The sequence below is a fragment of the Ensifer oleiphilus genome (assembly GCF_013371465.1).
In the GTDB taxonomy this organism is placed as follows: Bacteria; Pseudomonadota; Alphaproteobacteria; order Rhizobiales; family Rhizobiaceae; genus Ensifer; species Ensifer oleiphilus.
In genome coordinates, this window is record NZ_JABWDU010000001.1 from 532,308 (window position 1) to 556,148 (window position 23,841).

18 protein-coding genes and 2 tRNA genes are annotated in these 23,841 nt (G+C 61.7%); 13 read left to right on the plus strand and 7 right to left on the minus strand.

Going from position 1 to position 23,841, the window contains the following annotated elements; all coding sequences use genetic code 11:
* Position 1: 1 nt before the first annotated feature.
* From HT585_RS02580 to HT585_RS02595, 4 genes are read right to left on the minus strand one after another with little or no spacing between them, the layout of a single operon-like run.
* Positions 2–1,636, minus strand: a complete 1,635-nt coding sequence (locus tag HT585_RS02580; RefSeq protein WP_176351482.1) for an LTA synthase family protein — start codon at positions 1,634–1,636, stop codon at positions 2–4.
* A 55-nt stretch (positions 1,637–1,691) separates the two neighbouring features.
* Positions 1,692–2,510: an SDR family oxidoreductase gene (locus tag HT585_RS02585; protein ID WP_176351483.1), complete on the minus strand. Its 819-nt coding sequence runs from the start codon at positions 2,508–2,510 to the stop codon at positions 1,692–1,694.
* A gap of 52 nt (positions 2,511–2,562) precedes the next feature.
* Complete coding sequence (locus HT585_RS02590; protein ID WP_176351484.1) at positions 2,563–3,858, minus strand: aminotransferase class I/II-fold pyridoxal phosphate-dependent enzyme; 1,296 nt, start codon at positions 3,856–3,858, stop codon at positions 2,563–2,565.
* A complete protein-coding gene (locus HT585_RS02595) occupies positions 3,855–11,399 on the minus strand; it encodes a type I polyketide synthase (protein WP_176351485.1) in 7,545 nt (2,514 codons plus the stop codon). The genes HT585_RS02590 and HT585_RS02595 overlap by 4 nt, the downstream gene beginning before the upstream one ends.
* Positions 11,400–11,804: 405 nt before the next feature.
* Between HT585_RS02595 and HT585_RS02600 the strand changes: the two genes are divergently transcribed.
* The 3 genes from HT585_RS02600 (at position 11,805) to pncB (ending at position 15,209) form a co-directional block, all read left to right on the plus strand.
* Entirely contained in the window at positions 11,805–12,992 is a 1,188-nt protein-coding gene (locus tag HT585_RS02600; RefSeq protein WP_176351486.1) for a polysaccharide biosynthesis/export family protein, read from the plus strand.
* A gap of 182 nt (positions 12,993–13,174) precedes the next feature.
* Positions 13,175–13,774, plus strand: coding sequence for a bifunctional nicotinamidase/pyrazinamidase (pncA, locus tag HT585_RS02605; protein ID WP_176351487.1), 600 nt, complete (start codon positions 13,175–13,177; stop codon positions 13,772–13,774).
* A 130-nt stretch (positions 13,775–13,904) separates the two neighbouring features.
* Positions 13,905–15,209, plus strand: a complete 1,305-nt coding sequence (gene pncB / locus HT585_RS02610; protein ID WP_176351488.1) for a nicotinate phosphoribosyltransferase — start codon at positions 13,905–13,907, stop codon at positions 15,207–15,209.
* A gap of 575 nt (positions 15,210–15,784) precedes the next feature.
* Here the strand turns inward: pncB and HT585_RS02615 are convergent.
* Together HT585_RS02615 and HT585_RS02620 are read right to left on the minus strand one after the other, a co-directional pair.
* The gene (locus HT585_RS02615) at positions 15,785–15,994 is read right to left on the minus strand and encodes a cold-shock protein (RefSeq protein WP_025425871.1); all 210 of its coding nucleotides are present in this window, start codon (positions 15,992–15,994) and stop codon (positions 15,785–15,787) included.
* A 279-nt stretch (positions 15,995–16,273) separates the two neighbouring features.
* Positions 16,274–16,348: transfer RNA gene (locus HT585_RS02620), tRNA-Thr, on the minus strand.
* Between the two features lie 157 nt (positions 16,349–16,505).
* On the opposite strand from HT585_RS02620, the gene HT585_RS02625 reads away from it, so the two are divergent.
* The 10 genes from HT585_RS02625 (at position 16,506) to HT585_RS02670 (ending at position 22,797) form a co-directional block, all read left to right on the plus strand.
* A complete protein-coding gene (locus tag HT585_RS02625; protein ID WP_246707556.1) occupies positions 16,506–16,745 on the plus strand; it encodes a hypothetical protein in 240 nt (79 codons plus the stop codon).
* A gap of 160 nt (positions 16,746–16,905) precedes the next feature.
* On the plus strand, positions 16,906–18,198 hold the full coding sequence (murA, locus tag HT585_RS02630; RefSeq protein WP_077504382.1) for a UDP-N-acetylglucosamine 1-carboxyvinyltransferase: 1,293 nt from the start codon (positions 16,906–16,908) through the stop codon (positions 18,196–18,198).
* A 106-nt stretch (positions 18,199–18,304) separates the two neighbouring features.
* The gene (locus HT585_RS02635) at positions 18,305–18,745 is read left to right on the plus strand and encodes a DUF2948 family protein (protein WP_176351489.1); all 441 of its coding nucleotides are present in this window, start codon (positions 18,305–18,307) and stop codon (positions 18,743–18,745) included.
* A gap of 37 nt (positions 18,746–18,782) precedes the next feature.
* Complete coding sequence (gene hisD, locus HT585_RS02640; protein WP_176351490.1) at positions 18,783–20,087, plus strand: histidinol dehydrogenase; 1,305 nt, start codon at positions 18,783–18,785, stop codon at positions 20,085–20,087.
* Positions 20,084–20,560, plus strand: coding sequence for a UPF0262 family protein (locus HT585_RS02645; protein ID WP_176351491.1), 477 nt, complete (start codon positions 20,084–20,086; stop codon positions 20,558–20,560). The genes hisD and HT585_RS02645 overlap by 4 nt, the downstream gene beginning before the upstream one ends.
* A 14-nt stretch (positions 20,561–20,574) precedes the next feature.
* Positions 20,575–21,042 carry an arsenate-mycothiol transferase ArsC gene (locus HT585_RS02650; RefSeq protein ID WP_176351492.1) on the plus strand — a complete coding sequence of 156 codons (468 nt, stop codon included), beginning with the start codon at positions 20,575–20,577 and terminating at the stop codon, positions 21,040–21,042.
* A 394-nt stretch (positions 21,043–21,436) separates the two neighbouring features.
* Positions 21,437–21,655 carry a translation initiation factor IF-1 gene (gene infA / locus HT585_RS02655; RefSeq protein ID WP_004435948.1) on the plus strand — a complete coding sequence of 73 codons (219 nt, stop codon included), beginning with the start codon at positions 21,437–21,439 and terminating at the stop codon, positions 21,653–21,655.
* Between the two features lie 49 nt (positions 21,656–21,704).
* Positions 21,705–22,325, plus strand: coding sequence for a Maf-like protein (locus HT585_RS02660; protein WP_176351493.1), 621 nt, complete (start codon positions 21,705–21,707; stop codon positions 22,323–22,325).
* A gap of 5 nt (positions 22,326–22,330) precedes the next feature.
* Positions 22,331–22,540 carry a DNA gyrase inhibitor YacG gene (gene yacG, locus HT585_RS02665; protein ID WP_176351494.1) on the plus strand — a complete coding sequence of 70 codons (210 nt, stop codon included), beginning with the start codon at positions 22,331–22,333 and terminating at the stop codon, positions 22,538–22,540.
* Positions 22,541–22,721: 181 nt separating this feature from the next.
* Positions 22,722–22,797 (plus strand) — tRNA-Phe (locus HT585_RS02670).
* A gap of 633 nt (positions 22,798–23,430) precedes the next feature.
* Here the strand turns inward: HT585_RS02670 and HT585_RS02675 are convergent.
* The gene (locus HT585_RS02675) at positions 23,431–23,817 is read right to left on the minus strand and encodes a DUF930 domain-containing protein (protein WP_176351495.1); all 387 of its coding nucleotides are present in this window, start codon (positions 23,815–23,817) and stop codon (positions 23,431–23,433) included.
* Between the last annotated feature and the right edge of the window lie 24 nt (positions 23,818–23,841).

Genomic DNA, 23,841 nt, shown 5'->3' on the forward strand with positions numbered 1-23,841 from the left:
GCTAACGCAGCGTGTCTTTCTTGAGGTTGGCGTGGTTGAGCAACGCTTCGATCAGATCCCAGGCCGCCACATCCTGCGGTTCGGCCGGCCGATGGTGCGCCGATTTTGCCTTGGCGAGCGGCACGATGAAATAGTCCGTGCGCGGGTCGGGGAAGGGGTCGGCAAAAGACTTCAAGAGCGGCGCATGATCGCCATAGAAGACGAACCAGACGGGCCGGTCGAGTTTGTCGAGACGATCGGTCAGCTGCTTCAGTGCCGCGTCGGATTGCTCCAGGATCGCCAGGTAGATTTCCACCGGATTGGTGAGGTCGCCAACGCGGCCCGGCTCCCATGGGCCATGGTTCGCCATCGAAGCGACGAAAACGAAACCGCTCGTGTCTTCCGGCAGCTTCTCACAGGCATCGATGACTTTGGTCGCGAGCTTCTCGTCGGAGACATAGGGGCCGTCGCGCGAGGGCACATGGTCGAACCCGTCGAGCATCGTCAACTCGGCAAAGCCGAGCTGGGGCATCGCCTTGTGGCGCAGGAAGAAGGTGCGATCGTAGGGATGGATGAAATGGGTGTGCCAGCCGGCGCGCTTCATCTTTCCCGGCCACACGACGTCGGAATAGTGCGATGCCCGCAGATAGGGGTAACTCGCATCCACGTGGATATCGTCGGGCACGAGGCCGCTGATGACGGCAAACTCGGTGCGCAGCGTATAGCCACCCTCAAAGACGCTGCTGAGGCGGCCCCATTGGGCGGCCTGTCGCCGCAATCGGTCAAGCGTCGGCATCTTCAGGGTATCGACACCGAAATGGCGCATGTCGATGAAGGACTCCGATTGCCAGACGACGATCAGCGGCGAGCCGTCGTCACCGATCAGGTCCTGAACGGCGGCACGGACAATTTGCGACAGTTCGGCGACGATCTTCTCGCGTTTGACGCCAAGCCAGATGATGAAGCGGAAGATGACCGATCCAAAAGTGCCGAAGCGCACCGTGTTCATCTTGACGTCGAGCACCTTGACGAGCCGCTGGACGAGCGCCGCCGTCGGTCGGTTCACCGGGCCGTAGAACAGGAGAAGCCACGGTCCGGCAGCGACTGCCACCATCAACAGGATCCAGAAGGCCTTACCGCTGCTCGGCAGGATCGTCGGCTCGAAATACAGGTAGAGCCCGGAGACGCCGAAGACATAGAGAAAGGCGACGGTCCAGAACACGATGTTCAGCGAACTGGCGTAGAAGATCGTCTTGTATTTGAAGACATCGACGACGAGGGCGATATCGGAGAAGATCAGCGGCTCGCGGATGAACTTGAACTTGGCCCGCGAAATCCCGGTGAAGATGATGAAGAAGCTCATCGTGCCGGCGGCGGCATAGAGCGGCCGCCAGGAGCCTGCAAAGAAGCCGGCGAACACCAGCGCGATGACCGGCAAGCGGGCGAGGACATCGATAACGTCCTGTTTGCGCCCGAAGGGGGAAGGGTTCGCCCGGCGCTCGCGTTTCGGCAGTGCGAAGCGGTCGGTGAAGAAGATCACCGCGCAGGACAAGATGAAACAACAGATCGTCAGCGTTATCGGATAGTCGTGCAATTGAACGGGGAGCAACGCCAAGCGGAAACCTTCATGCTTTCTTGCACGCCGACACCGCCTCATGCAGCCCGGGATCGGTCTGAGACTTAGAACCTATCGTCGGCACGCACAAGCGCCGTCACCCGCCGTGTTTTGATACTCCACTGCTACTGCGGGCCACCGCCCGATCGAACCACCAGTTGAGAAGCGGTCTGACGGCCGGGCCGAACCGGCCGAGAAGAAAAAGCGTGAGGCCAAAATAGATCTCGAACCGACCGCGCTCGATGCCGGCGACGACCTTGCGGGCCACCGCTTCTGCCGGCCACGGGCTGACCGTCCCCATGACCGCTGCCGCCTCGGCGGGCCGAAATGCAAGCTCGCGCTGAAACTGCGGCGTCTCAGTGTCCGGCGGAAAGCAGACGGAGACGTTCACGCCACGCCCGCGCGCCTCCGAGCGAAGCGCCTGCGCAAAGCCGTGAAGGGCGAACTTCGACGCACAATAGGCAGAGTAGCCGTAAATGCCGAGTAGGCCGGCGCCGGAAGAGATCATCATGATTTTTCCGCGCCCGCGTTGCGTCATTCCGGCGTAGACGGCGCGCACCGCATGGACAGTGCCGGAAAAATTCGTGTCCATCTGCCGCTGGAACGCGGAGCTGCCAAGCTCTTCGAACCGGCCGGGCTCGACGACGCCAGCCGAGGTCACCAGGATGTCGCAGGGTCCGAATGCGGCTTCGCAGCGATGGATGGCCGCTGCGATTTCGTCCTCCCTCGCAACGTCGGCCGTCTCGATCCGGATGTCCCCGACTGTCGATGCCTTCGAGGCGAGTTCATCCTGTGCCTGTTTCAGGATCTCGGCCGAACGGGCGATCAGCGAGAGGCGCGCGCCGCGGCTGGCGTAGATCGATGCGATCGCCAGCCCTATGCCGCTCGAGCCGCCGGTGATGATCACATGGGTCATGCTGCTTCCCGCCCGCGGCATCCGGCCCCAGGAGGGGGCTTGCGCTTTGTCGTCAACGCGCCGAGAGCGCTTTCATCATCTGGTCGATGTCGATGCCGCCAAGGCCGAAATTGCGTTCGGTCAGATCCTTCAGGCGTTCTGCCGTCAGGGTCACCGTTTTGCGGATCTGCTCTTCGGTATGGTCGCTGGTTATGAAGAAGCGCAGCCGCGCCAACCCTTCGGGAACCGCCGGGTGGATGATTGGTAGCGCATTGACGCCGGCCGCAAGCAGATCGTTGGAAAGCTGAACAGCGCGCAGGGAATCGCCGACCAGAACCGGCACCACCGAAAAGCCGCTGCTGAGACCGGTGTCCAGACCCGCCTCCTTGGCAAGTTTTAGGAAGAGCGCACCATTGCGCCTGAGGGCGGCGGTGCGCGACGGCTCGCGCGCAAGCACGTCGAGGCTTGCGGCGGCCGACGCGGCCAGAACCGGTGCAAGGCCGACGCTGTAGACGAAGCCTCCAGCAGACGCCTTGAGGACGGCAACGAGTGCTTCGCTGCCGGCGATGTAACCGCCGCAGCTGGACGTCGTTTTCGACAGCGTGCCCATCCATATGTCGATCTCATTCGGATCGACGCCGAAGTGCTCCGCAAGGCCGCGGCCGTGTTTGCCGACCACCCCCAGGGAATGGGCTTCGTCGACCGTGCGCAGCACATGTTCAAGGTCGTTGGCGTCATTGTGCTTGAACAGTCGCCGCGTGGCGCCGGAGAGCTTGATGCCGGCAAGTGCGCTGTTGTGGATGAACTCGTCGTGGACGACGAGATCCTTCGGCCCCATCAGGCAGCTGATGGCGGCGACATTGGTCAGATAACCGCTGACGAAGCAGACGGCGGCATCGACGCCGTAGAAACGGGCGATCTTTTCTTCCAGCTCGACATGAACAGGCCGCTCGCCGGCGACAAGCCGGCTGGCCGAGGCGGAGATCCCGAAGGTCTCGACGGTTTCCTTTGCCCTTGCCAGCACTTCAGGGTGCCGGTTGAGGCCAAGATAATCATAGGACGCGAAGTTGATCAGCTTGCGGCCGTCGATGACGGTCGTGGCACCGGCTGCGGTCTGATGCGCCCGGTAGAACGGATTTGCGATCCCGAGCTGTTCGCTGGCGAACTTCTGGGTCTGAACCTGCTTGTACTCGGGCAGATCCTCGAAACGGGCCTGTTGCCGGCGGGCCGGCGGCGGCATCTCTCGCTCCGACCGCGCCATGCGGTTGCGCTCGGAGGATTGATGCGTGTTTCTCATCCGGTCCAGCAGGTTCTCCTTGAGGCTGCTGGTCATCTTGGACGAGCCGGGACCGTTTCCGTTCGTGCTCATTGGCTCTGTGCTTTTTCCTTTGCCGTACCGACATGCCGTTGCGCCAACTCGGTGACCAACTTGTCGTCCGCACCGTCGCTGTCGTCGCCCTGGTCTCGCTTGCTGACCTTCTCATAGAGCTTACGGGCGACGTCGCCAACCGTCGTGTTGTCTGCGACGCCACTCAGCGGCATGTCGAAGCCGGTGTTCTGCTGGAAGCTCATGCCGAGTTCGACGGCCATCAGGCTGTCGAGGCCGATTTCCTTCAAGACCTTGCTGCGCGTGACCGTATCCTTCGACACCCGCAGGATCGCGGCAATTTCGCCTGCGACCAGATCGAAGAGAATATCCTCGGCTTCTTGTGCAGATTTGCCCTCGATCATCGCGACGAGGTCCATCTTGGTGCCTTCGCCGCCGGACGAATGCTGATCGGCGCTGCGCAGGATAACCTCGAAGAGCGCATTGCGGGCGACCGGCAGGTTGCGGGCCGCCGACCAATCGATCTCCGATATCATCACGACGGCAGCGTCCACCGTGCCGGGGTCGCCGGCAAGGTGGCTTTCGACCATGTCGAGCGCCGTCTGCGCCTTCAGCGCCGTCTTGCCGATGCGCTTGGCCAGGATATCGTTGACGTCGGTGTTCTGTACCAGATAGCCCTTGTCGGCGATCGCGCCGAACCCGACCGCAAGACCGGCAAGCCCTTCGGCGCGCCGGGCGCGGGCGAGACCTTCGAGGTAACCGTTGGCGGCAACGTAATTCGCCTGGCCGGGATTGCCGACCAGCGTCGTTGCCGACGAGAACAGGATGAAGTTGTCGAGCGCGTCGCCGCGGGTCAGCTGATCGAGAACAGCGGCACCCTTTGCCTTCGTGTCGATGACCGGCCGGTTGCGCTCGCGATTGAGATTGCTGATGAGCGCGTCGTCCAGCACCATCGCTGCATGAACGATGGAGCGCAGCGGTGCTATCGCCCGCAATTCCGTGAGCAGTTGGTCTGCTGTCGTCGCATCCGTGATGTCGCAGGCATGAACCGTCGCCGAGATGCCGGCCTTGGCCCAAAGCTCGATCATCGCCGTCGTTTCCGCGTCGGCAAGACCGCGCCGCGAGCAGAGCGCGATGTTCTTCGCACCCTTGTCGGCAAGCCAGTTGGCAGCGGCCAAGCCGAAGCCGCCGATGCCGCCGACGACGAGGTGCATGCCTTCAGGGTCGACTTTGACGCCACCGCGCGGCCGGGTTGCGACCTGGTGTTTGCCGGCGACCGGCGGCAGCACGACGATCTTGCCGATATGGCCTGCGTTCTGCATCAGCCGGAACGCATTGCCGATTTCGTCGAAGTCGAAGGCGCGGTACGGCAGCGGTGTCAGCTTGCCGTCCTCGAACAGCGCGCCGATCTCGGTGAAGATGCGCTTGGTGAGCGCCGGCGCGTTGACCAGCAATTGGTCCGCGTCGATGCCGAAGTAGCTGACATTGCGACGGAACGGCCGAAGGCCGATCTTGCTGTCGGCGTAGTAGTCGCGCTTGCCGAGTTCGAGGAAACGGCCGAACGGTTTGACGAGCGCCAGGCTCTGCTCCATCGCTTCGGCGAAGAGCGAGTTCAGGACGAGGTCGACGCCTTCGCCGTTTGTCACGGCGCGCACGTCGTTGACGAAACCGAGCGAGCGCGAATCGAACACATGGTCAGCGCCGAGCATCGAAAGGAAGCGGCGCTTCTCGCGGGTGCCGGCTGTGGCAATGACTTTCGCGCCCTTCAGCTTGGCAACCTGAAGTGCTGCGAGGCCGACGCCACCGGCCGCACCATGAATGAGGATCGTTTCGCCGGCCTGGATGCGGCCGAGTTCGACCATGGCATAGTAGGCGGTGAGGAAGGCGACCGGCACGGTGGCCGCCGCGACCGGGCTGACCGATTGCGGCAGCCGGGCGACACCGGCGCGCGAAACGACCGCATGGGTGGAGAACGCCGCCGAAGCGATCGCCATGACGGCGTCGCCAACCGAAAGATCGTCCACGCCTTGGCCGACGGCAACGACGTGGCCGGACAGTTCCATGCCGATCGTCGCACCGGCAAAGCCGTCTTCAAGTGCTTCTTCGGGCAGAAGACCCATGGCCCACATGACGTCGCGGAAGTTGAGGCCGGTGGCGGCCACCTTGACGACGACGTCGCCTGGGCCCGCGGTCGGCACATTGCTTTCTTCCCAAACGATGCTGCCGACCTGAGAGGCGACCCGTTGACGGATCGTGGCTGCGTCGAAGGACGCCGTCGAGCCATGGGCGCTGTCGGTCGGACCGGAAACCGCGCGGATTTCCGAGAGCGATCCGCTCGGCCCTTCCAGCAGCCATTCACGATTGGCGCCGGAAACGGCAAGCAAGGGAAGCGCCGCAGCAGTCTTCTGCTCGTCAGACGTCGCGCTGTCTGCGGCAAGATCCAGAGCGTGGACGTCGAGGAACTCGTATTCGTTCTGCAGCACGCGGGCGAAGGCCCAAAGGCCGGCATTGGTGCCGGAGCTTACGGCCGTCGTGCCCGCGACGCGGGCCGCAACCGGTGCCCCGTCAGGCGCGACAACAACGAGCCTGGGCCGTGCGTCGCCGTTTGGATCGGTATCGCCGACATGCTGGCGCAGCACTTCTGCAACAGCGCTGAGCGCCAGAACCTGGGCCTGCAGCGAGGCGGAGTCGTCTGTCCGGCTCTTGGGCGCAGGCGACGACAGGAAGACGGCCCGAACGGGTCGATCGCCGTAGGCCGCGAGCGCATCGCGAAGCAACGCCGTATCCGTGGACGTGTCACCCGTCAGATTGACCGGGATGGCGCCTGTGGACGGCTGCGTTTTCAGGCGCACACCGACCTGGAGCAGCAGGTAGGTCCCAACTGCTGCAACGGCAGCATCGGCACCGGTCTCGGCAGGCACCGGCGTTTCCACGCCGCGTGCCTCAAGAACGATGATGTTGCCGCTGGCGCATTCGCGATCCGTAACGTCGATCTCGCGAAGGTCGAGATCGACCAGACATTTCTGCCAATGCGGCACGGCTGCGAGATTGCCGATCGGGAATTCGGCTGCCTGGCTGCGGGCAAACCAGCCGTCCGACAGTCCGAGCGCAAAATCGTTGAAGAGCGATGGCGCACCGACTGCGGCGACAAGACCACCGGTCCGCCGCAGCGTCGAGCGAAGCGCCGCGCGAACGTCGATATCGTCTTCAATCAGACCGTAAAGGCGGTCGGATGCGCTGATGGCGAGATCGAATGGCGCGTGGGTCGCCAGCTCACCCTTCTTGAGAATGCGGACATGGGCATCGTTTTCAAAGGCGAGTTCCAGGCCACGTTGCGCGTTGTCGCGCGGCTCGACCACGCTGAGGCTCGCGCCGTGTTTGGCAGCAAGCGCCGACAGGCGACGGGTGAAGCCGGCGGAAACGCTGCCGAATTCGACAATGCGCAGGCGCATTCCGGCTGGCTGGGCACGCAGCGTCGCTTCCACGGCGTCGAGAACGAGCGCCATACGCTGGCGGCTTGCCTCGGAGTGCACGGCCTGATGGTCCAGCGTCGCATCGCTGATGAAACCGGAATTGGCGACGGCTTCGGTTTCGCCACCGGCCGGAGCCGCCAGCAGGACATCAAGACGCGCCAGGGCTTCCGCGTAGGCGTTGTTGATCAGAACCGCCTCGACGGCGCGATCCGGGCGCTCGCCATAGAGCTCGCGCAGGATCTCGGAAACGCTCGGAAGGCTGAATTCCTGCGCGACGGTCCAGACACCGTCCTTGTGTTCGCAGAGACCGGCATCCTCAAGCACGTAGAGGCAGCTCGCCAGGAAACATTGGAAGGCGAAATCGCCAGGCAGGCTGTCGCTGCGCACGACCGATCGTCCCTTGCCGAGCTTCAGCGCAATTTCCTGGCAGGCGCGATAGATGGCTGCGTTGAACAACAGCGTCGTGTTGTCGATACCGGTATCGGCCGCGGTCGTGACGCCAAGGGTCACCGGCGCTTGGACGCCAGCATCAACCGTCGGCAGGAGCGCCTCGGAAAGCACAGTCTCGTAGTGGAACGAGAGGGCGTCCAGCGTCTTGTGCTTGCGCAGATAGGTGCGCCGGAAGCGGCAATCCTCGAAATAGGCAACCGGGCCGCCCGACTTGTCGAAGAAGTGGAACTTGGCCTTGATCGAATTGGCGCTGACACGCTCGATCTCGATCGTGGCGCGCGCGATAGGCTGACCGGCATTGACGACGCGAACGGAACCGAACCGCACCGGAATATAGGGCGCACCGCTCTTGTCGCCGGTAAAGCGGTCAAAAAGCGCAACAAGGCCGTGGAACGTGGCGTCCACGGAGATCGGGTTCAGCGCATAGGTGATCAGCGGATGTCCGGATTTATCCGGGCTCTTCAGCTCGACGTCGACGAACCGATCGTCATAGGCAACGGCCTTGGCGAGCAACTGGAAACGCGGACCGTAGTCGAGGCCGAACTGTCGTGCCGTTTCGTATGCTTTTGCCGGCGCGACGGTTGCCGTCTTCTGCATGCCGGCAAAGGACGGCAGCGGGCGTTCTTCACTCGGCAACGGCTTGCGGGACCGGGCAACCGCGTGAACGGCCCAGTCGTCTTCCGACAGCCGTTCGCGCGAGCGGATTTCGATGTCGCCGGTTTCCGGCGACAGGACGGTCGACAGCTCCATGATGCGGCTGTCGCTGAGCTCCAGCGGCCGGACGATCTCCAGATTGGTGATCTCGACCTCGTCGGTACCATAAAACTGCTGCGCTGCTGCGATGGCGATTTCGATGAAACCGCTGCCCGGCAGGATCGCCTTGCCGTCGACGACATGCTCGGCCAAATCAGGAAACAGCGGCGCGTCGATGTGGTTCTTCCAGCTGCCGCTGTTCGGATCGCTGCGCCAGCCGGTCAGGCGATAGGGTTTTGCGGTGCGGCCGAAGAGGTCCGTGGCGTCGGTGGTAGCAGCCGGCCGCAGTTCGACCGGCTCGAACGGCAGGCTCGGCAGCGAGATCGCCGCATTGCGCTTGCCGAAAACGCGTGTCGTGTCGACGATGGCGCCGTGGGCGACAGCCCGCGCCATGGCCGCCGAGATCGGATCCTGGCCGGTCGCTCCGACGTCTCTGAGCAGTGTCGGCACGACCATGCCCGGCGAGGCCGCTTGCTTGATCGTTTCCTTGACGTAGGAAGAGAGGATCGGGCGCGGAGAAATCTCGACAAAGAGCCGGCAACCGAGCTCGATCGCCGCTTCTGCCGCAGCCTGGAAGCGAACCGGCTCGCGGACATTCTTCCACCAGTAGTCCGGGTCGAGTTGCGTCCCGTCAAGGGCCGCACCCGTCACCGTCGACAGATAGGTGACTTCCGCCCGGCGGGGCGCGATGTCGGGGATGTCCGAGAGGAACGCGTCCTTTGCCCGGTCGATGATCGGGTGGTGGAAGGGGTAGTTGATATCTAGAATCTGGACCGGGATCTTGGCCTTGCGCGCCGCGTCGCGGAAAGCGGAAATCTGATGCGCCGGGCCCGAGATCGTCACCGAATTATGGGCGTTGACGGCAGCGACGCAAAGCTCGTCGAGGCCGCGTGCCTCGGCAAAGGCGCGTGCAGCATCTTCACCCAGCATGACGGCGGCCATCGTCCCATGGCCGGCTAGCAGATCCTGGTGCAGCGACCGCTTGGCGACGATCGAGACGGCATCGACCATCGACAGCGCGCCGGCCGCATAGGCAGCGGCGATTTCGCCGACCGAATGACCAAAAACGGCGACCGGCTTGATGCCCATCGCGACAAGCGAATCGGAAAGGGCGGCCTGAACCGCGAAGAGCAGCGGCTGGGCGATCTTCGTATCGGAAAGCTTTTTGTCGAGGTCGGGATCAGTCAGAAGCTCGATCAGAGAAATGTCCGAATGGAACTTGAAGAGCGCGCTGACCGACGTGAAACACTGGCGGAAGTGAAGGTTTTCACGGAACGCTTCGACGCCCATGCCCGCCCACTGCGAGCCATTGCCCGAAAAGACGAAGGCGACCTTGGCATCCCGGGTTACGGCTTCGCCGACTTCGCCGATATCCGAGCCCGGCTTTTCCACATGGCTCGCGATCGCACGAACGATATCTTCGGGATGGTCGCTACGGGCCGCGAACCGGTAGCGCATGTGCGTGCGGTTGGCGCCGGATGCGGCGACCATTGAGCGGATCTCGCCCTTGGACGCGTTGGCAAAACGCGTCTTGTAGTCCTTCAGCAGGGCTTCAAGGCTGGATGCGGTGTGGGCGCTTGCCAGGAAGACATGCCCTGACGACGGCGGATTGTTGATCTTGTCCTCGGAAACCGGCTCCGGATCGCTGATAACGACGTGGGCGTTGGCGCCACCGAAACCGAACGAGTTGATACCGGCAAGCCGGGCGCGCTTGCCGCGCAACAGCTCGATCGGACTGGCCGTGACACGCACGTTCAACCCGTCGAAATCGATATGTTCGTTCGGCGTCTCGAAGTGCAGCGATGCGGGCAGGTAGTTGTTCTCGAGCGCCAGGATCGCCTTCATCATGCCGAAGAGGCCGGAGGCCGGTTCGGTGTGGCCGATGTTCGATTTGATCGAGCCGATCGGAACCGGTGCCCGGCGGTTGGCGCCGATGACCGTGCCGATGGACCAGACTTCCGCCGGGTCGCCAACTTTGGTGCCCGTGCCGTGACCTTCGACGAAGGCGACCTGGTTGGCATCGATGCCGTTGCCTTCGTAGATCGCCCTGAGCAGGTTTGCCTGGGCTTCGCGCGAGGGGAGCGAGATGCCGTTGGTCCGGCCGGCAGAATTGACGCCTGTCGCAACGATCCGGGCGTAGCTCCGGTCTTTTTCCTTGCGGGCGCGGTCAGAGCGGCGCAACACGAATACGACGCCGCCCTCGGCGCGCACATAGCCTGCGCCATCGTTGTCATAGGCGCGGCAGAGCCCTTCGGGCGAAAGCATGCGCGCCTGCGCAAAACCGACGAACGGCAGGGGATGGGCGAGAATATTGACGCCACCGACGATCGCCGTATCGATCTCGCCGGCGTTGAGCGCCCGCATCGCCTGATCGAGCGCGACGAGCGAGGAGGAACAGGCCGTATCGACGGTCATGCTAGGGCCGCTCAGCCCGAAAATGTGCGAAATACGATTGGAGACGATCGACAGAGTGTTGCCGGTCATGAAGTACGGTCCGGCGGCAGCCGGATCCTCGACCGTCAGATTGGCATGGTCGAGGCTCGATGCGCCGATATAAACGCCGACATTCTCGCCAAGCAGCGAGGTCGTGGAGATATTGGCGTCTTCAAGCGCGCGCCAGGCAAGCTGCAGGAGCACGCGCTGCTGCGGATCCATATACATGGCTTCGCGCTGCGACATGCCGAAGACGGCCGGGTCGAAGTCATAGAGCTGATCGAGCACGCCAGCAGCAAAGGAGTAGGTCTTGCCCTGCGTCCCCATGACCGGATGCCAGAAACGTGCAACGTCCCAGCGATCGGAGGGGATGCTGGTAACCGTGCACTTGCCCTGACGAAGAAGTTTGAACAACGCCGAAGGCGATTCTGCTCCAGGGGCGAGGCATGCACGCCCAATAATCTCAACAGCCATATATGATCGAACGCTCTAAGCTGACGTTAAAGTTGCATCTGCGATTGCGGCTCCAAGCGGAAAACGCAACCACCAATCATCCCGCCCCAGGGTTATCCCCACGTATATTCGTCCCGCCTCATTAGGCAGCTTTTAACTTAAAGTGCCTAGCTTTCAAGTCCAAAGGCCTAACATATACATGCCAAGAACCTTCATCCAAGACAAATCGGGAGGCAAACCCGGCAAGGTGTAGGAGGTATGACCGGAAAGGCGCAGGGCCAATTATTTTGCTTGTCTTCGTCTGCAAGTGACTTGTTGTGAGACGGCTATTGTGCTTTTCAGAGACCGGCGGATTCCCGACCGGGAGATCATGCGGTGCAGAACTATGAACAGAATCATGGCTGTGCCGAATTCGGAGTGTCGTAGTTGAAACGTGTAGCTGCCCTTCTGCTTTCTACCGCGCTTGCGGGATGTCAGGCTGTTCCGGGCGAGGGGCCGCTGGCCGGGGCCATTGTTGCGGATGCTGGTCAATCCGGCGCCGAAATCGGTCGAAAGAACGCCACAGTCTTTGACATCGTCGATGTGAACGGCCAGTCTGCACGCTTGGTGTCCGACTATGTGTCGTCGACGCTCAACCGTCGGTTTGGCATCGGTGGCGGCGTCGGACGGGTGGTTATCGGCGTTGGCGACGCATTGAAGGTGTCGATCTTCGAGGCCGGCAGCGACGGCCTCTTCTCGACGCAGGATTCCAAGCAGACAAGCATCGATCTGGTCGTTCAGCCTGACGGCAAGGCAGCCATTCCCTATGTCGGCTCCGTCCAGTTTGCCGGCCTGACGCTGGAACAGGCGCGCCAGGAAATCCTGGAAGCGCTGAAGCAGAAGGCGGTCGAGCCCGACGTCATCGTCACGAGCATGAGCACCGCGTCTCGCAACGTTACCGTTTCGGGTGCCGTCGGCAAATCGTCGGTGGTCCCGCTCAGCCTCGTCGACGAAACGATCAACGAGGTCATCGCCAAGGCAGGCGGCCCCGTCGCTCAGCCGTACGAGACCTACGTGACGCTGGTGCGCGGCAAGAAGACCGGTACGGTTCTCCTGAAGTCGATCATCGAGAACCCGTCTGAAAACATCCATGTCAAGCCGGGCGACCAGATTTTCGTTGCGCGCGATCCGCGCCGCTTCACGATCCTCGGCGCCGTCAAGGCGAACCAGCGCGTCGAGTTCGGTGCCAACGATCTCAACCTGCTGGAAGCCATGGGCTTGGCCGGCGGTGGTTCCGACTACGCGCTGGATATGAAGGGCTACTTTATTTTCCGCTACGAAGAGCCGGATGTGGTCATGAGCCTTCTCGGCCGCGAGCGCTTCAACGAGATGTTGCGCAAGGGTATGAACACCGACAGCCAGGGGCGTTACCCGATCGTCTACCGCTTCGACATGAGCAAGCCGGACAGCCTGATCGTCGGCCAGACGTTCCCGATCAAGAACCGCGACGTGATCTACGCATCGCGCCATCCGTCGGTCGATTTCTCGAAGTTCCTGAACTTTGTTGCGCAGCCGGTCGGCATCGCCAATTCCGGCTTCTCGATCGCCGACAACATCAACAGCATCAACAACTGATCCGTTTCAGTGTGCATTTCGAAGAGGGCGTCGACCGCGGTCGGCGCCCTTTTTCTTTTGCGTTCGAGGATCGAGCCACGGAGCGCCCGAAGCGGGTTGCCGTCGCCCAAATTCTGTGATTGATCTTGGACTTAAATCGATTTTGGTGATCGATAGAAATTGGTCCGGTCGAAGGAAAAGCGATGGCTGGTGAAGGGTTGATCGTCGTCGACGTGCAAAACGATTTCTGCCCGGGTGGAGCGCTTGCCGTTTCCGGCGGCGATGAGATCGTGCCTGTGGTCAATGATCTGATCCGGAAATTCGAGCATGTGGTGCTGACGCAGGACTGGCATCCCCAAGGGCATTCGAGCTTCGCTTCCGTCCATCCGGGAAAGACGCCGTTCGAGACGGTGACGATGCCCTATGGCGAGCAGACGCTTTGGCCCGACCATTGTGTTCAGGGCAGCGCCGGTGCCGATTTCCACCCGTCGCTGGAATGGACGCGCGCCGAGCTGGTGATCCGCAAGGGGTTTCGCACCGGCATCGACAGCTATTCCGCCTTCTTCGAAAACGATCGCCGGACGCCAACCGGCTTGACCGGCTATCTCCGGGACCGCGGTATCGACAGCGTCACCCTGTGCGGTCTGGCGACCGATTTCTGTGTGGCCTTTTCAGCGCTCGACGCGGTTGCGAGAGGGTTTTCGACCTCGGTCGTGCTCGATGCCACCAGGGGTATCGATCTGAACGGCTCGCTCTCCGCCATGATCACGCGCATGCGACAAGCCGGCGTGCGGATGCTTTAGCCTTGCGCCCCCTCAGCATATTTCCTTAATTCGCATTCGAATTAAGGAAATATGCTGAAATTCAAAGTGTGGCAGCGACCTTTGCGCGTCTCGTAAGACGCGCGGCACTGCAGGAGGAGCAATTCCTGAGATGACCAAGACCGATATCGCCAGGCGCGTCTACAACCACGCCTGGAAGCTCGACCCGATTGTGCGCAGCCTGCTCGATACGGATTTCTACAAGCTGTTGATGCTGCAGATGATCTGGCAGCTCTACCCGGATGTGGACGCGACCTTCTCGCTGATCAACCGCACCAAGACGGTGCGGCTCGCCGACGAGATCGACGAGCATGAACTGCGCGAGCAGCTCGATCACGCCCGCGAACTGCGGTTCTCCAAGAAGGAAATGATCTGGCTTGCCGGTAACTCGTTCTACGGTCGCAAGCAGATCTTTTCGCCGGAGTTTCTCGCCTGGCTCGCGAAATTCCGGCTGCCGGATTACGAGCTGTCGCGGCGTGACGGCCAGTTCGAGCTGACCTTCTGCGGACGTTGGGCCGAGACCACCATGTGGGAAATCCCGGCGCTTGCGATCATCAACGAGTTGCGCTCGCGCTCGGCGATGAAGGGGCTCGGTCCTTTCACGCTCGATGTGCTCTATGCCCGAGCCAAGGCGAAGATGTGGTCGAAGGTCGAGCGGCTCAGGCAGTATCCCAGCCTCAGGATCTCTGACTTCGGCACCCGAAGGCGCCATAGCTTCCTGTGGCAGCGGTGGTGCGTCGAGGCGTTGAAGGAAGGCATTGGGGCATCTTTCTCCGGCTCCAGCAACGTGCTCCTGGCCATGGATACGGATCTGGAAGCGCTTGGCACCAACGCGCATGAACTGCCGATGGTGGCAGCAGCACTCGCCCGCAACGACGCCGAACTCGCCCAGGCCCCCTATAAGGTGCTGCAGGACTGGAACCAGCTCTACGGCGGCAATCTGCTGATCGTGCTTCCCGATGCCTTCGGCACAGCCGCGTTCCTGCGCGATGCTCCGGCCTGGGTGGCGGACTGGACCGGTTTTCGCCCGGACAGCGCCCCGCCGATCGAAGGCGGCGAGAAGATCATCGCCTGGTGGAAGAAGATGGGGCGCGATCCGCGCGAAAAGCTCTTGATCTTTTCCGATGGCCTCGATGTCGAAACGATCATCGAAACCTACCGGCATTTCGAAGGGCGCGTGCGCATGAGCTTCGGCTGGGGAACCAATCTCACCAATGATTTCGCCGATTGCGCGCCCACCGAGATCAGGGGCCTCAATCCGATATCGATCGTCTGCAAGGTCAGTGATGCCGACGGCCGGCCGGCGGTCAAACTGTCGGACAACCCTCGCAAGGCGACCGGTGACGCCGCGGAGGTCCAGCGCTATCTGAAATTCTTCGGAAGCGAGGATTTCGTCGAACAGGCCGTCAAGGTCTGACAACGTCAACGAGAAGACCGGACAAAAAGAAACCGGCGCGAGCCGGTTTCAAAAGGGGATTTAAGCGTTGCGATTGTCCATCATCGCGCTGTCAAATCTAGGGGGCGAATCTTAAGGTTGCGTTAAGGCGCATTCTTCGGCGCCTGCAACTACAAATTAAAATTCCGCTTGAACGTTTCGATCGCTCCATCGCTCAGCCTGCCCGAGCGACAGGTTAAAACACGAACATATAAAGCAGGATGATGGCGATCAGGGGTACGCCCATGAGCCAGAGAACGATGCCTTTCATTTCAAAACCTCCACGTCATTGCCGTTGAAGAGGTAACGCCGGCTAGCGCAAAACGTTCCCTGTGCGTGACCTAATCCTGGTCGCGCCGTCGCTGAGGAGGTCGAGCTGATGGCGTGGTAATGCCTTGAGCCCGCTTCATATTTCAGCTTGGGTCACCGCCGGTTCTTAGGAAGATTTGTCCGTCTTCGGTGACATCAGCGCAATAAAAAAGGCCGGGCGAACCCGACCTTCCCATTCGCTATAGAACCGCTGCCCGCACATCTGCGTTCGGCGGCTGCCGCGAAAATTACTTGGCCTGCAGGTTGTCTGCAGAAGACTTGCCGGTCTTGCGGTCGCGCGTCAGCTCGTAGCTGATCTGCTGACCTTCGTTGAGGCCGGAAAGGCCTGCGCGCTGAACGGCCGAAATGTGAACGAAGACATCAGGGCTGCCGTCGTCAGGCTGAATGAAGCCGAAACCCTTGGTGCTGTTGAACCACTTTACTGTGCCTGTAGCCATGACGATTCCCTTTCAATCGTTCGTAATAGACATTCCCGGAACAAACCTCCGGATCAGGATAACCGATTTTGAAGAGGGAAGTCCGTCTCTCACGCGCTTAGGGCGCCGACACAAAGTTCGTCAGCAATATCGATTTCCGCCAGATAGGAGCTGAATGTGACGATTGCAAGGCTTTGTTTGTCGATGCCTGGGCAGGCTTGGCGGGTATGCACACGTCAATGCTTTCCGTCGCAAAGCGATGCCGAACAGCGATCAGGTTTTAAGACGTATGTGGGGGAATGGTGCTGCTAGAGAGATTTGAACTCTCGGCCTCTCCCTTACCAAGGGAGTGCTCTACCCCTGAGCTATAGCAGCATCTCGCGGCCGGTTCGTTGACAAGCCGCATCAAGCGAGGCGGCTATTGCCATAGCTGAACGGGGAGCGCAAGCAGCATTTTGAAGTTTTCGCTGTTGTTCTGTGAGAAAATCCGTTTCGGCTTCCGAACCCCCTGGTTTTGCGCTAATGCATCCTCATGCAAATAGACGACAAGAAAAGCGCTGAGAGCGAAGCCTCGTTGGTCGAGCCGGAGAATGCGCCGGCAAAGCGCAAGCAGAAGGATACGACCGAGCAGGACCTGCGCAAGGCGCGCCTTGCCAAGACGCTGCGCGACAATCTACAGCGCCGCAAGCAGCAGATGCGCGCGCGCCGGTCTGGTGCCCCGGACGAGGCGATCGGCCTGCCTGCCGCAAAAACGGACGAATCGGACGATTAGTACGGGGAGGGCGCCGTTCGGCGACCTTTCACAACAGCAGGCGGCTGTGGCTGCCATGCGTTCAAGGCACTTCTAATTTCGTGGCGTCTCCCCTAAAGAGGCGCCTTCAGACACACTTCATTTTTTTGGAAAGGCGGGCCAAGCCCGTTCGAGAGGCCTCATGGATCGCATCAGGATTGTAGGCGGGAATGAACTTCACGGGGTCATCCCGATTTCCGGCGCGAAGAATGCGGCCCTGCCGCTGATGATCGCATCGCTGTTGACCGACGATACGCTGACGCTGGAAAACGTTCCGCATCTGGCCGACGTCGAGCAACTGATCCGCATCCTCGGCAACCACGGCGCCGATATCTCGGTCAACGGCCGGCGCGAGCGCCAGGGCGAAAGCTATGCCCGCACGATTCATTTCACCTGCCGCAACATCGTCGACACGACGGCCCCCTATGAGCTTGTGTCGAAGATGCGCGCAAGCTTCTGGGTCATCGGCCCGCTGCTCGCGCGTGAAGGCAAGGCCCGCGTGTCGCTGCCGGGCGGCTGCGCCATCGGCACGCGCCCGGTCGATCTGTTCATCGAGGGCCTGCAGGCACTCAGCGCCAACATCGAGATCGACAGCGGCTACGTCAACGCGACGGCGCCGGCAGGCGGCCTGATCGGCGCCCGCTACACCTTCCCGAAGGTCTCCGTCGGCGCCACGCACGTGCTGATGATGGCAGCGACGCTTGCCAACGGCACCACCGTGCTCGGCAATGCCGCGCGCGAGCCTGAGGTTGTCGACCTTGCCAATTGCCTGAACGCCATGGGCGCAAAGATCACCGGTCAGGGCACAGCAACGATCACCATCGAAGGCGTGCGCTCGTTGTCGGGCGCCCGTCACCGCGTCCTGCCTGACCGTATCGAGACCGGCACCTATGCCATGGCCGTGGCCATGACGGGCGGCGACGTCATCCTCGAAGACACGGATATGGCGCTGCTCGACACCGCGCTGGAAGCGATCCGTCGCGCCGGCGCCGAAATCACCGAGACCAACAGTGGCATCCGCGTCGTGCGCAACGGCGCCGGTATCAAGCCGGTCGATATCGTCACCGATCCCTTCCCGGGGTTCCCGACCGATCTGCAGGCGCAGTTCATGGGTCTGATGACCATGGCGAAGGGCACCTCGCATATCACCGAGACGATCTTCGAAAACCGCTTCATGCACGTGCAGGAGCTGGCGCGCCTCGGCGCCAAGATCTCGCTGTCGGGCCAGACCGCCAAGATCGAGGGCGTCAGCCGGCTGAAGGGCGCGCCCGTGATGGCAACCGACCTTCGTGCCTCGGTCTCGCTCGTCATCGCCGGTCTGGCGGCGGAAGGCGAGACCATGGTGTCGCGCGTCTACCATCTAGACCGCGGCTTCGAGCGGCTGGAAGAAAAGCTCACCCGTTGCGGCGCTCACGTCGAGCGCGTCAGCGACTGATTTTACCCGTCGCGCCTGATGCCGTTGCGGTTTCAGGCGCGACGTCCTATGTCCATTTCAATTGTGGCACGCAAAATGTGCGACGAAAGCGAAAGGAATGGATGGCATGGATGGTCTGAAGCTGCTGGCGCTCGATGAAGAGGATCTGGCCGTCGTCTCCGCCCACGTCCAGGATGCCGTGTTCAAGGTCTCCGGGCTGGAATACGACGCACGCCGCAAGCAGTTTTCGCTCACCGTCAACCGCTTCGTCTGGGAGATGGCCGATGGCAAGCGGCGCTCCTTCGAGCGTCGGCGCGCGGTGCTTCTGTTCAAGCGGGTGAGTGCCGTGCGCTCGCTCGGCTTTGATCGCGGCAATGGCGAGGCCGTGCTCGATCTGTTGGCGGTGACGTTCGCGGTTGCTGGCGAAGGGCCCGAAGGCACAGTCGAGCTGGTGCTTGCCGGCGAAGCTTCGATCGCCCTTGATGTGGAATGCATCGAGGTGCAGCTTGCAGATACCGGCGGGGCATGGGAAACCGCTTTCAAGCCCCGGCATCCCGAAGGCGTTTGAACCCGCGACTTAAGGCATACGACAAGGACATTTTGCGTTGGCAATCAGGCTGAACTATCTCGACGGTAACTTCGAACAGCAGTTCGCGGCATTCCTGACCACCAAGCGTGAAGTTTCCGAGGACGTCAACGCGGCGGTCAAGGCGATCATCGACGATGTCCGCCTGCGCGGCGACGAGGCGGTGGCGGAATATTCCGCCCGCTTCGACGGCATCGATTTCGCCACGACGCAGATGCGCGTCAGTGCCGAGGAAATCGACGCGGCAATCCAGGCCGTCGAGCCGGAAGTGCTGGGTGCCCTCAAGGTCGCCGCCGTTCGCATCGAATCGCATCACGCCCGCCAGCGGCCGAAGGACGATATCTACGAGGATACGATGGGCGTCGGCCTCGGTTCGCGCTGGACGGCGATCGACGCGGTCGGGCTCTACGTGCCGGGCGGTACGGCGAGCTATCCAAGCTCGGTGCTGATGAACGCGCTGCCGGCCAAGGTCGCCGGCGTCGAGCGCATCGTCATGGTGGTGCCGGCCAATGGCGGAAAGATCAACCCGGCCGTGCTGGCGGCTGCCCGTCTTGCCGGCGTCGAAGAAATCTATCGCATCGGCGGCGCGCAGGCGGTGGCAGCCCTTGCTTATGGCACCGCGACCATCGCGCCGGTCGCCAAGGTCGTCGGCCCGGGCAATGCCTATGTGGCCGCCGCCAAGCGCCAGGTCTTCGGCACTGTTGGTATCGACATGATTGCCGGCCCTTCGGAAGTCCTCGTCATCGCCGACCGCGACAACGATCCGGACTGGATCGCCGCCGATCTTCTCGCGCAGGCCGAGCACGACGTCGGCGCGCAGTCGATCCTGATCACCGACGACGCCGCCTTCGGCGAAGCCGTCGAGGCGGCGGTCGAGCGTCAGCTGAAGACGCTGCCGCGCGCCGAGACCGCATCGGCGAGCTGGCGCGATTTCGGCGCAATCATCCTGGTGCCGGATCTTGATAAGTCCATACCACTTGCAAACCGCATTGCCGCCGAACATCTGGAACTGGCGCTTGCCGATCCCGAGCCGATGGTCGCGAAGATCCGCAATGCCGGCGCCATCTTTGTCGGGCGCCACACGCCCGAGGTCATCGGCGACTATGTCGGCGGCTCAAACCACGTGCTGCCGACGGCGCGCTCGGCTCGTTTTTCCTCTGGCCTCGGCGTTCTCGACTACATGAAGCGCACGTCGATCCTGCGGCTCGATGCCGAGCAGCTTCGCATCCTCGGGCCGGCGGCGATTGCGCTGGCGCGCTCTGAAGGGCTTGAAGCGCATGCGCGCTCGGTCGCCATCCGCCTCAATCTCGGGGATGCGGGATGAAGGCTGACCGCAACCAGCGCCTCTGCGATGTCGTACTGGACGAGACGATCGGCCGTTCGACGCCGGACGTGGAGCATGAGCGCGCGGTTGCGATCTTCGACCTTCTCGAAGAAAACCTGTTCGAGCCCGTCGGACATGCGGGCGGCCCCTACAGGCTCAATCTCTCTCTGATGGATGCCAAGCTGGTCTTTGCGATCTCCACCGAGAAGGGATCCGACGTCGCCACCCATATTCTCTCGCTCACGCCGTTTCGCCGCATCGTGAAGGACTACTTCCTGATCTGCGAAAGCTACTACGAGGCGATCCGCTCGGCGACGCCGAGCCAGATCGAAGCGATCGACATGGGGCGCCGTGGCATTCACAACGAGGGGTCGCAGACGCTGATGGACCGTCTGTCGGGCAAGATCCGGCTCGATTTCGACACCGCGCGCCGTCTGTTCACGCTCGTCTGCGTGCTCTACTGGCGCGGATGACGGCGGAGACCGGAATGACGGGAACCGCGATGCACCAGCCGACAACGCCCCGCTCCGTCCTCTTCATGTGCGGCATGAACGCTATCCGCTCGCCGATGGCCGAGGCGCTAGCCAAGGCCGCCCTGCCGGCGGGCACCTACGTAGCGTCCGCCGGGGTGCGCCACGGCGAGCGCGATCCCTTCGTCGACGTGGTGCTCGATGAGATCGGCCTGTCCGTCGGGCGGCATCAGCCGCGCACCCTGGACGAGCTCGAGGACGATTACTTCGACCTCATCGTCACGCTGGCGCCGGAGGCCCATCACCTGGCGCTGGATTTGACACGCTCCATGGCCGTCGATGTGGTCTATTGGCCGACGCCGGACCCGACGGTTGCCACCGGCACGCGCGAGCAGATTGTCGATGCCTATCGCGCCGTTCGAGATCACCTTGCCACGCTGATTAATCGCCGTCTGGTAGTGGCGCCCGCGGGCGAAAAGGCTTAATACCAACCTGCGCTGATATTGACCGATTGCGTGGGACCGTGCGCGGTCATCCAGCAAGGAGCTACCGCAGGGCGATGCCTCGGCATCGATCGAGGATTGCGACGCTGCCGGTGGCCGACACACGGCCCAGCCGAAGGGCCGGGCGCTTTTGGCCTCCGGGCAGCGTCGACAATCCTCACCGGACCGCTTGGTCCGGTTCCGGTTATCTCCTTGCCGGAAACCGAAATCGCTCCGGCGCAAGAGTTCAATATCAGCGCAGGTTGGTATAAGGCAGTACAAAAGCTGAAAAGCCGGCGCAAAGCGGTTCACAAATCCTCGTCGATTGTGTAGTTTCCGGCGAATTTTTCGGGATGCGTGCCGTATCCCCGAACAAACACAGAAAGAACAGTCCTACATGGCGAAAGAAGAAGTCCTCGAATTCCCGGGTGTGGTCACGGAATTGCTTCCCAATGCGACCTTCCGCGTGAAGCTCGAAAATGAACATGAAATTATTGCCCACACCGCAGGCCGCATGCGCAAGAACCGTATCCGCGTTCTGGCCGGCGACAAGGTGCTCGTCGAAATGACGCCCTATGACCTGACCAAGGGTCGCATCACCTACCGCTTCAAGTAAACCGCCGACGGGTGGCTTTATCATATCTCTGGGGTGGCGGCGCGTACCGATGACAACGGCTCAAAAACTGATACTGGCGTCCGGTTCGCCGCGTCGCGTCGAGCTTTTGGCCCAGGCAGGCATCGAACCTGCGCGCCTGATGCCGATGGATCTCGACGAGACGCCGAAGCGCTCCGAGCATCCGCGCTCGCTGGCGCGTCGTCTTTCTGCCGAGAAGGCGAAGGCGGCGCTGGCTGCGATCAAGGGCGAAGCCGGTTGGGATGGCAGTTATATCCTGGCGGCCGACACGGTCGTCTGCGTCGGCAGGCGCATCCTGCCGAAGCCGGAACTCGTCAGCGAGGCCTCTAGCGCTCTGCATCTTCTGTCGGGCCGCAGCCATCGCGTCTATACCGGTGTCTGCCTGATCACGCCCGATAGGACGCTTCGTCAGAAGGTGGTCGACACCAAGGTCCGCTTCAAGCGTCTTTCCGGTTTCGATATCGAGAGCTATCTTGCCTCCGGCCAATGGCGCGGCAAGGCAGGCGCCTATGGCATCCAGGGCATTGCCGGCAGCTTCGTCGTCAAGCTCGTCGGCTCCTACAGCAACGTCGTCGGCCTGCCGCTCTATGAGACCGTCGGCCTTTTGGTCGGCGAAGGTTACGACGTTCACAATCGTTGGCTGGAAGGCTGAAGGCAGTGACGGACGAAGACAAGAAGACGGGCTCGAATGTCGCGCCCCTGCGCGCACCGCGTCCTTGCCCCGAATGCACTCGCCCCTCGCACCGCGAGCACTATCCCTTCTGCTCGGATCGCTGCCGCAATGTCGACCTCAACCGCTGGCTTTCGGGCTCCTACGCCATTCCTGTGGCAGACGACGAGTCGAAAGCCGCCGACGACGATCGTTGACCCCGATCTGCCTGAATATCCTCAGTTTTTTGCCTTTTTCCACACTCTTTGAAATAACTGCCAAAAAACTTTCATTTGGTGCTGGACACCGCCGAACATCATGTTATAACCCCGCTCGCTTCCGGGGCACAAACAACGCCCCGAGGGTTCCGAAAGGAACCGCTGCCCGCAACGGCAGGATGCCCGGATAGCTCAGTTGGTAGAGCAGCGGATTGAAAATCCGCGTGTCGGTGGTTCAAATCCGCCTCCGGGCACCATTTTCCCAATGGTCCAATTATACTCAAATTTTCTCGTCCTGCGCAGTCTGATGTCTGTGTTGGCGCGGTCTGCTTTGCCACGGATGTCATTCGCCGAATGTTCGAGCTCAACCCGAGGCGAAACACTCGTCGTTAACCAATTGTTAACCATGTCGGCTCAACCTCGTTCATTGATAGCAGATTGTGCACGGATCCGATGGGATCATGCCAGTCGGACGTTTCAAGCCTGGGTCGTTTCAGGCATGCTGCGCCCCAAAAGCAGACGCATTCGTTCATTCCTGAGGGAGTAGAGGCAAGGATGTACGAAATGGCAGATCACATGATGAAAATGCTGATGAGCATTATGGCAGCGCTGTCGCTCGGCTCGCTGCTGTTTCTGATGGCTGTTCTGTAAAGCGCGTCGCGACCTTCTGGGCTCGCGTATCGCGTTTCAAGCTCTCGTTCTTTCGCGATGCCGTCATTGCGAAAATGCTGAACATTTTTGCACGACAGAACGTGCTCCGGCGAAAACGCGGGTGCCCGTAAAGCGCCGCAGCTCGTCGAAAGCCTGTGGGCCGATGTAGCCGCTTGAATCACTGAAATTCTTTCACGTAGCGAAATGCGATCCAAAGGGCATATCTGTCGCTAGGCCCATCAGGGATAGAGATAAAACTCGTCCCAACGCTCGTGCGGCACGAGCTCGCCGATCTTGTATTCGAAAGACAGGATATCAAGGTGCTCGGCATCGGTGAGGCACTTGAACTTCAGCTTGTACCACTCCCCCTTGCTGCGGAACACAGCGCCCGGCGCCTTCATCTTGTCTTCCTTCATGACCGGTTCGGCGAAGGTATAGGCGATCACCTTGTCGGGCTTGAAGGTCGATTTGTCGGCGTTGATGCGCTCCATGGCCTCGGTGTCGCAGCGCTGCTCCAGCCGGGTCTGTGGATCGAGCTTTTCGAATTGGCGTACCAGGGACTGATCCATCGCCAAGACCGGGGAAAATGTGGCGGCGAAGATGAGCGGGTACGCGAGTGTCTTCATGCTGGATGGGCTCCTGGCTATGGA

Bases quoted from the DNA above. Each gene is read 5' to 3' on its own strand.
- HT585_RS02595 (WP_176351485.1), bottom strand. From the start codon at position 11,399: ATGGCTGTTGAGATTATTGGGCGTGCATGCCTCGCCCCTGGAGCAGAA.
- murA (WP_077504382.1), top strand. From the start codon at position 16,906: ATGGATCGCATCAGGATTGTAGGCGGGAATGAACTTCACGGGGTCATC.
- infA (WP_004435948.1), top strand. From the start codon at position 21,437: ATGGCGAAAGAAGAAGTCCTCGAATTCCCGGGTGTGGTCACGGAATTG.
- HT585_RS02660 (WP_176351493.1), top strand. From the start codon at position 21,705: ATGACAACGGCTCAAAAACTGATACTGGCGTCCGGTTCGCCGCGTCGC.
- pncA (WP_176351487.1), top strand. From the start codon at position 13,175: ATGGCTGGTGAAGGGTTGATCGTCGTCGACGTGCAAAACGATTTCTGC.
- HT585_RS02590 (WP_176351484.1), bottom strand. From the start codon at position 3,858: ATGAGCACGAACGGAAACGGTCCCGGCTCGTCCAAGATGACCAGCAGC.
- HT585_RS02580 (WP_176351482.1), bottom strand. From the start codon at position 1,636: ATGAGGCGGTGTCGGCGTGCAAGAAAGCATGAAGGTTTCCGCTTGGCG.
- HT585_RS02675 (WP_176351495.1), bottom strand. From the start codon at position 23,817: ATGAAGACACTCGCGTACCCGCTCATCTTCGCCGCCACATTTTCCCCG.
- HT585_RS02615 (WP_025425871.1), bottom strand. From the start codon at position 15,994: ATGGCTACAGGCACAGTAAAGTGGTTCAACAGCACCAAGGGTTTCGGC.
- HT585_RS02625 (WP_246707556.1), top strand. From the start codon at position 16,506: ATGCAAATAGACGACAAGAAAAGCGCTGAGAGCGAAGCCTCGTTGGTC.
- HT585_RS02585 (WP_176351483.1), bottom strand. From the start codon at position 2,510: ATGACCCATGTGATCATCACCGGCGGCTCGAGCGGCATAGGGCTGGCG.
- HT585_RS02635 (WP_176351489.1), top strand. From the start codon at position 18,305: ATGGATGGTCTGAAGCTGCTGGCGCTCGATGAAGAGGATCTGGCCGTC.
- HT585_RS02645 (WP_176351491.1), top strand. From the start codon at position 20,084: ATGAAGGCTGACCGCAACCAGCGCCTCTGCGATGTCGTACTGGACGAG.
- HT585_RS02650 (WP_176351492.1), top strand. From the start codon at position 20,575: ATGACGGGAACCGCGATGCACCAGCCGACAACGCCCCGCTCCGTCCTC.
- pncB (WP_176351488.1), top strand. From the start codon at position 13,905: ATGACCAAGACCGATATCGCCAGGCGCGTCTACAACCACGCCTGGAAG.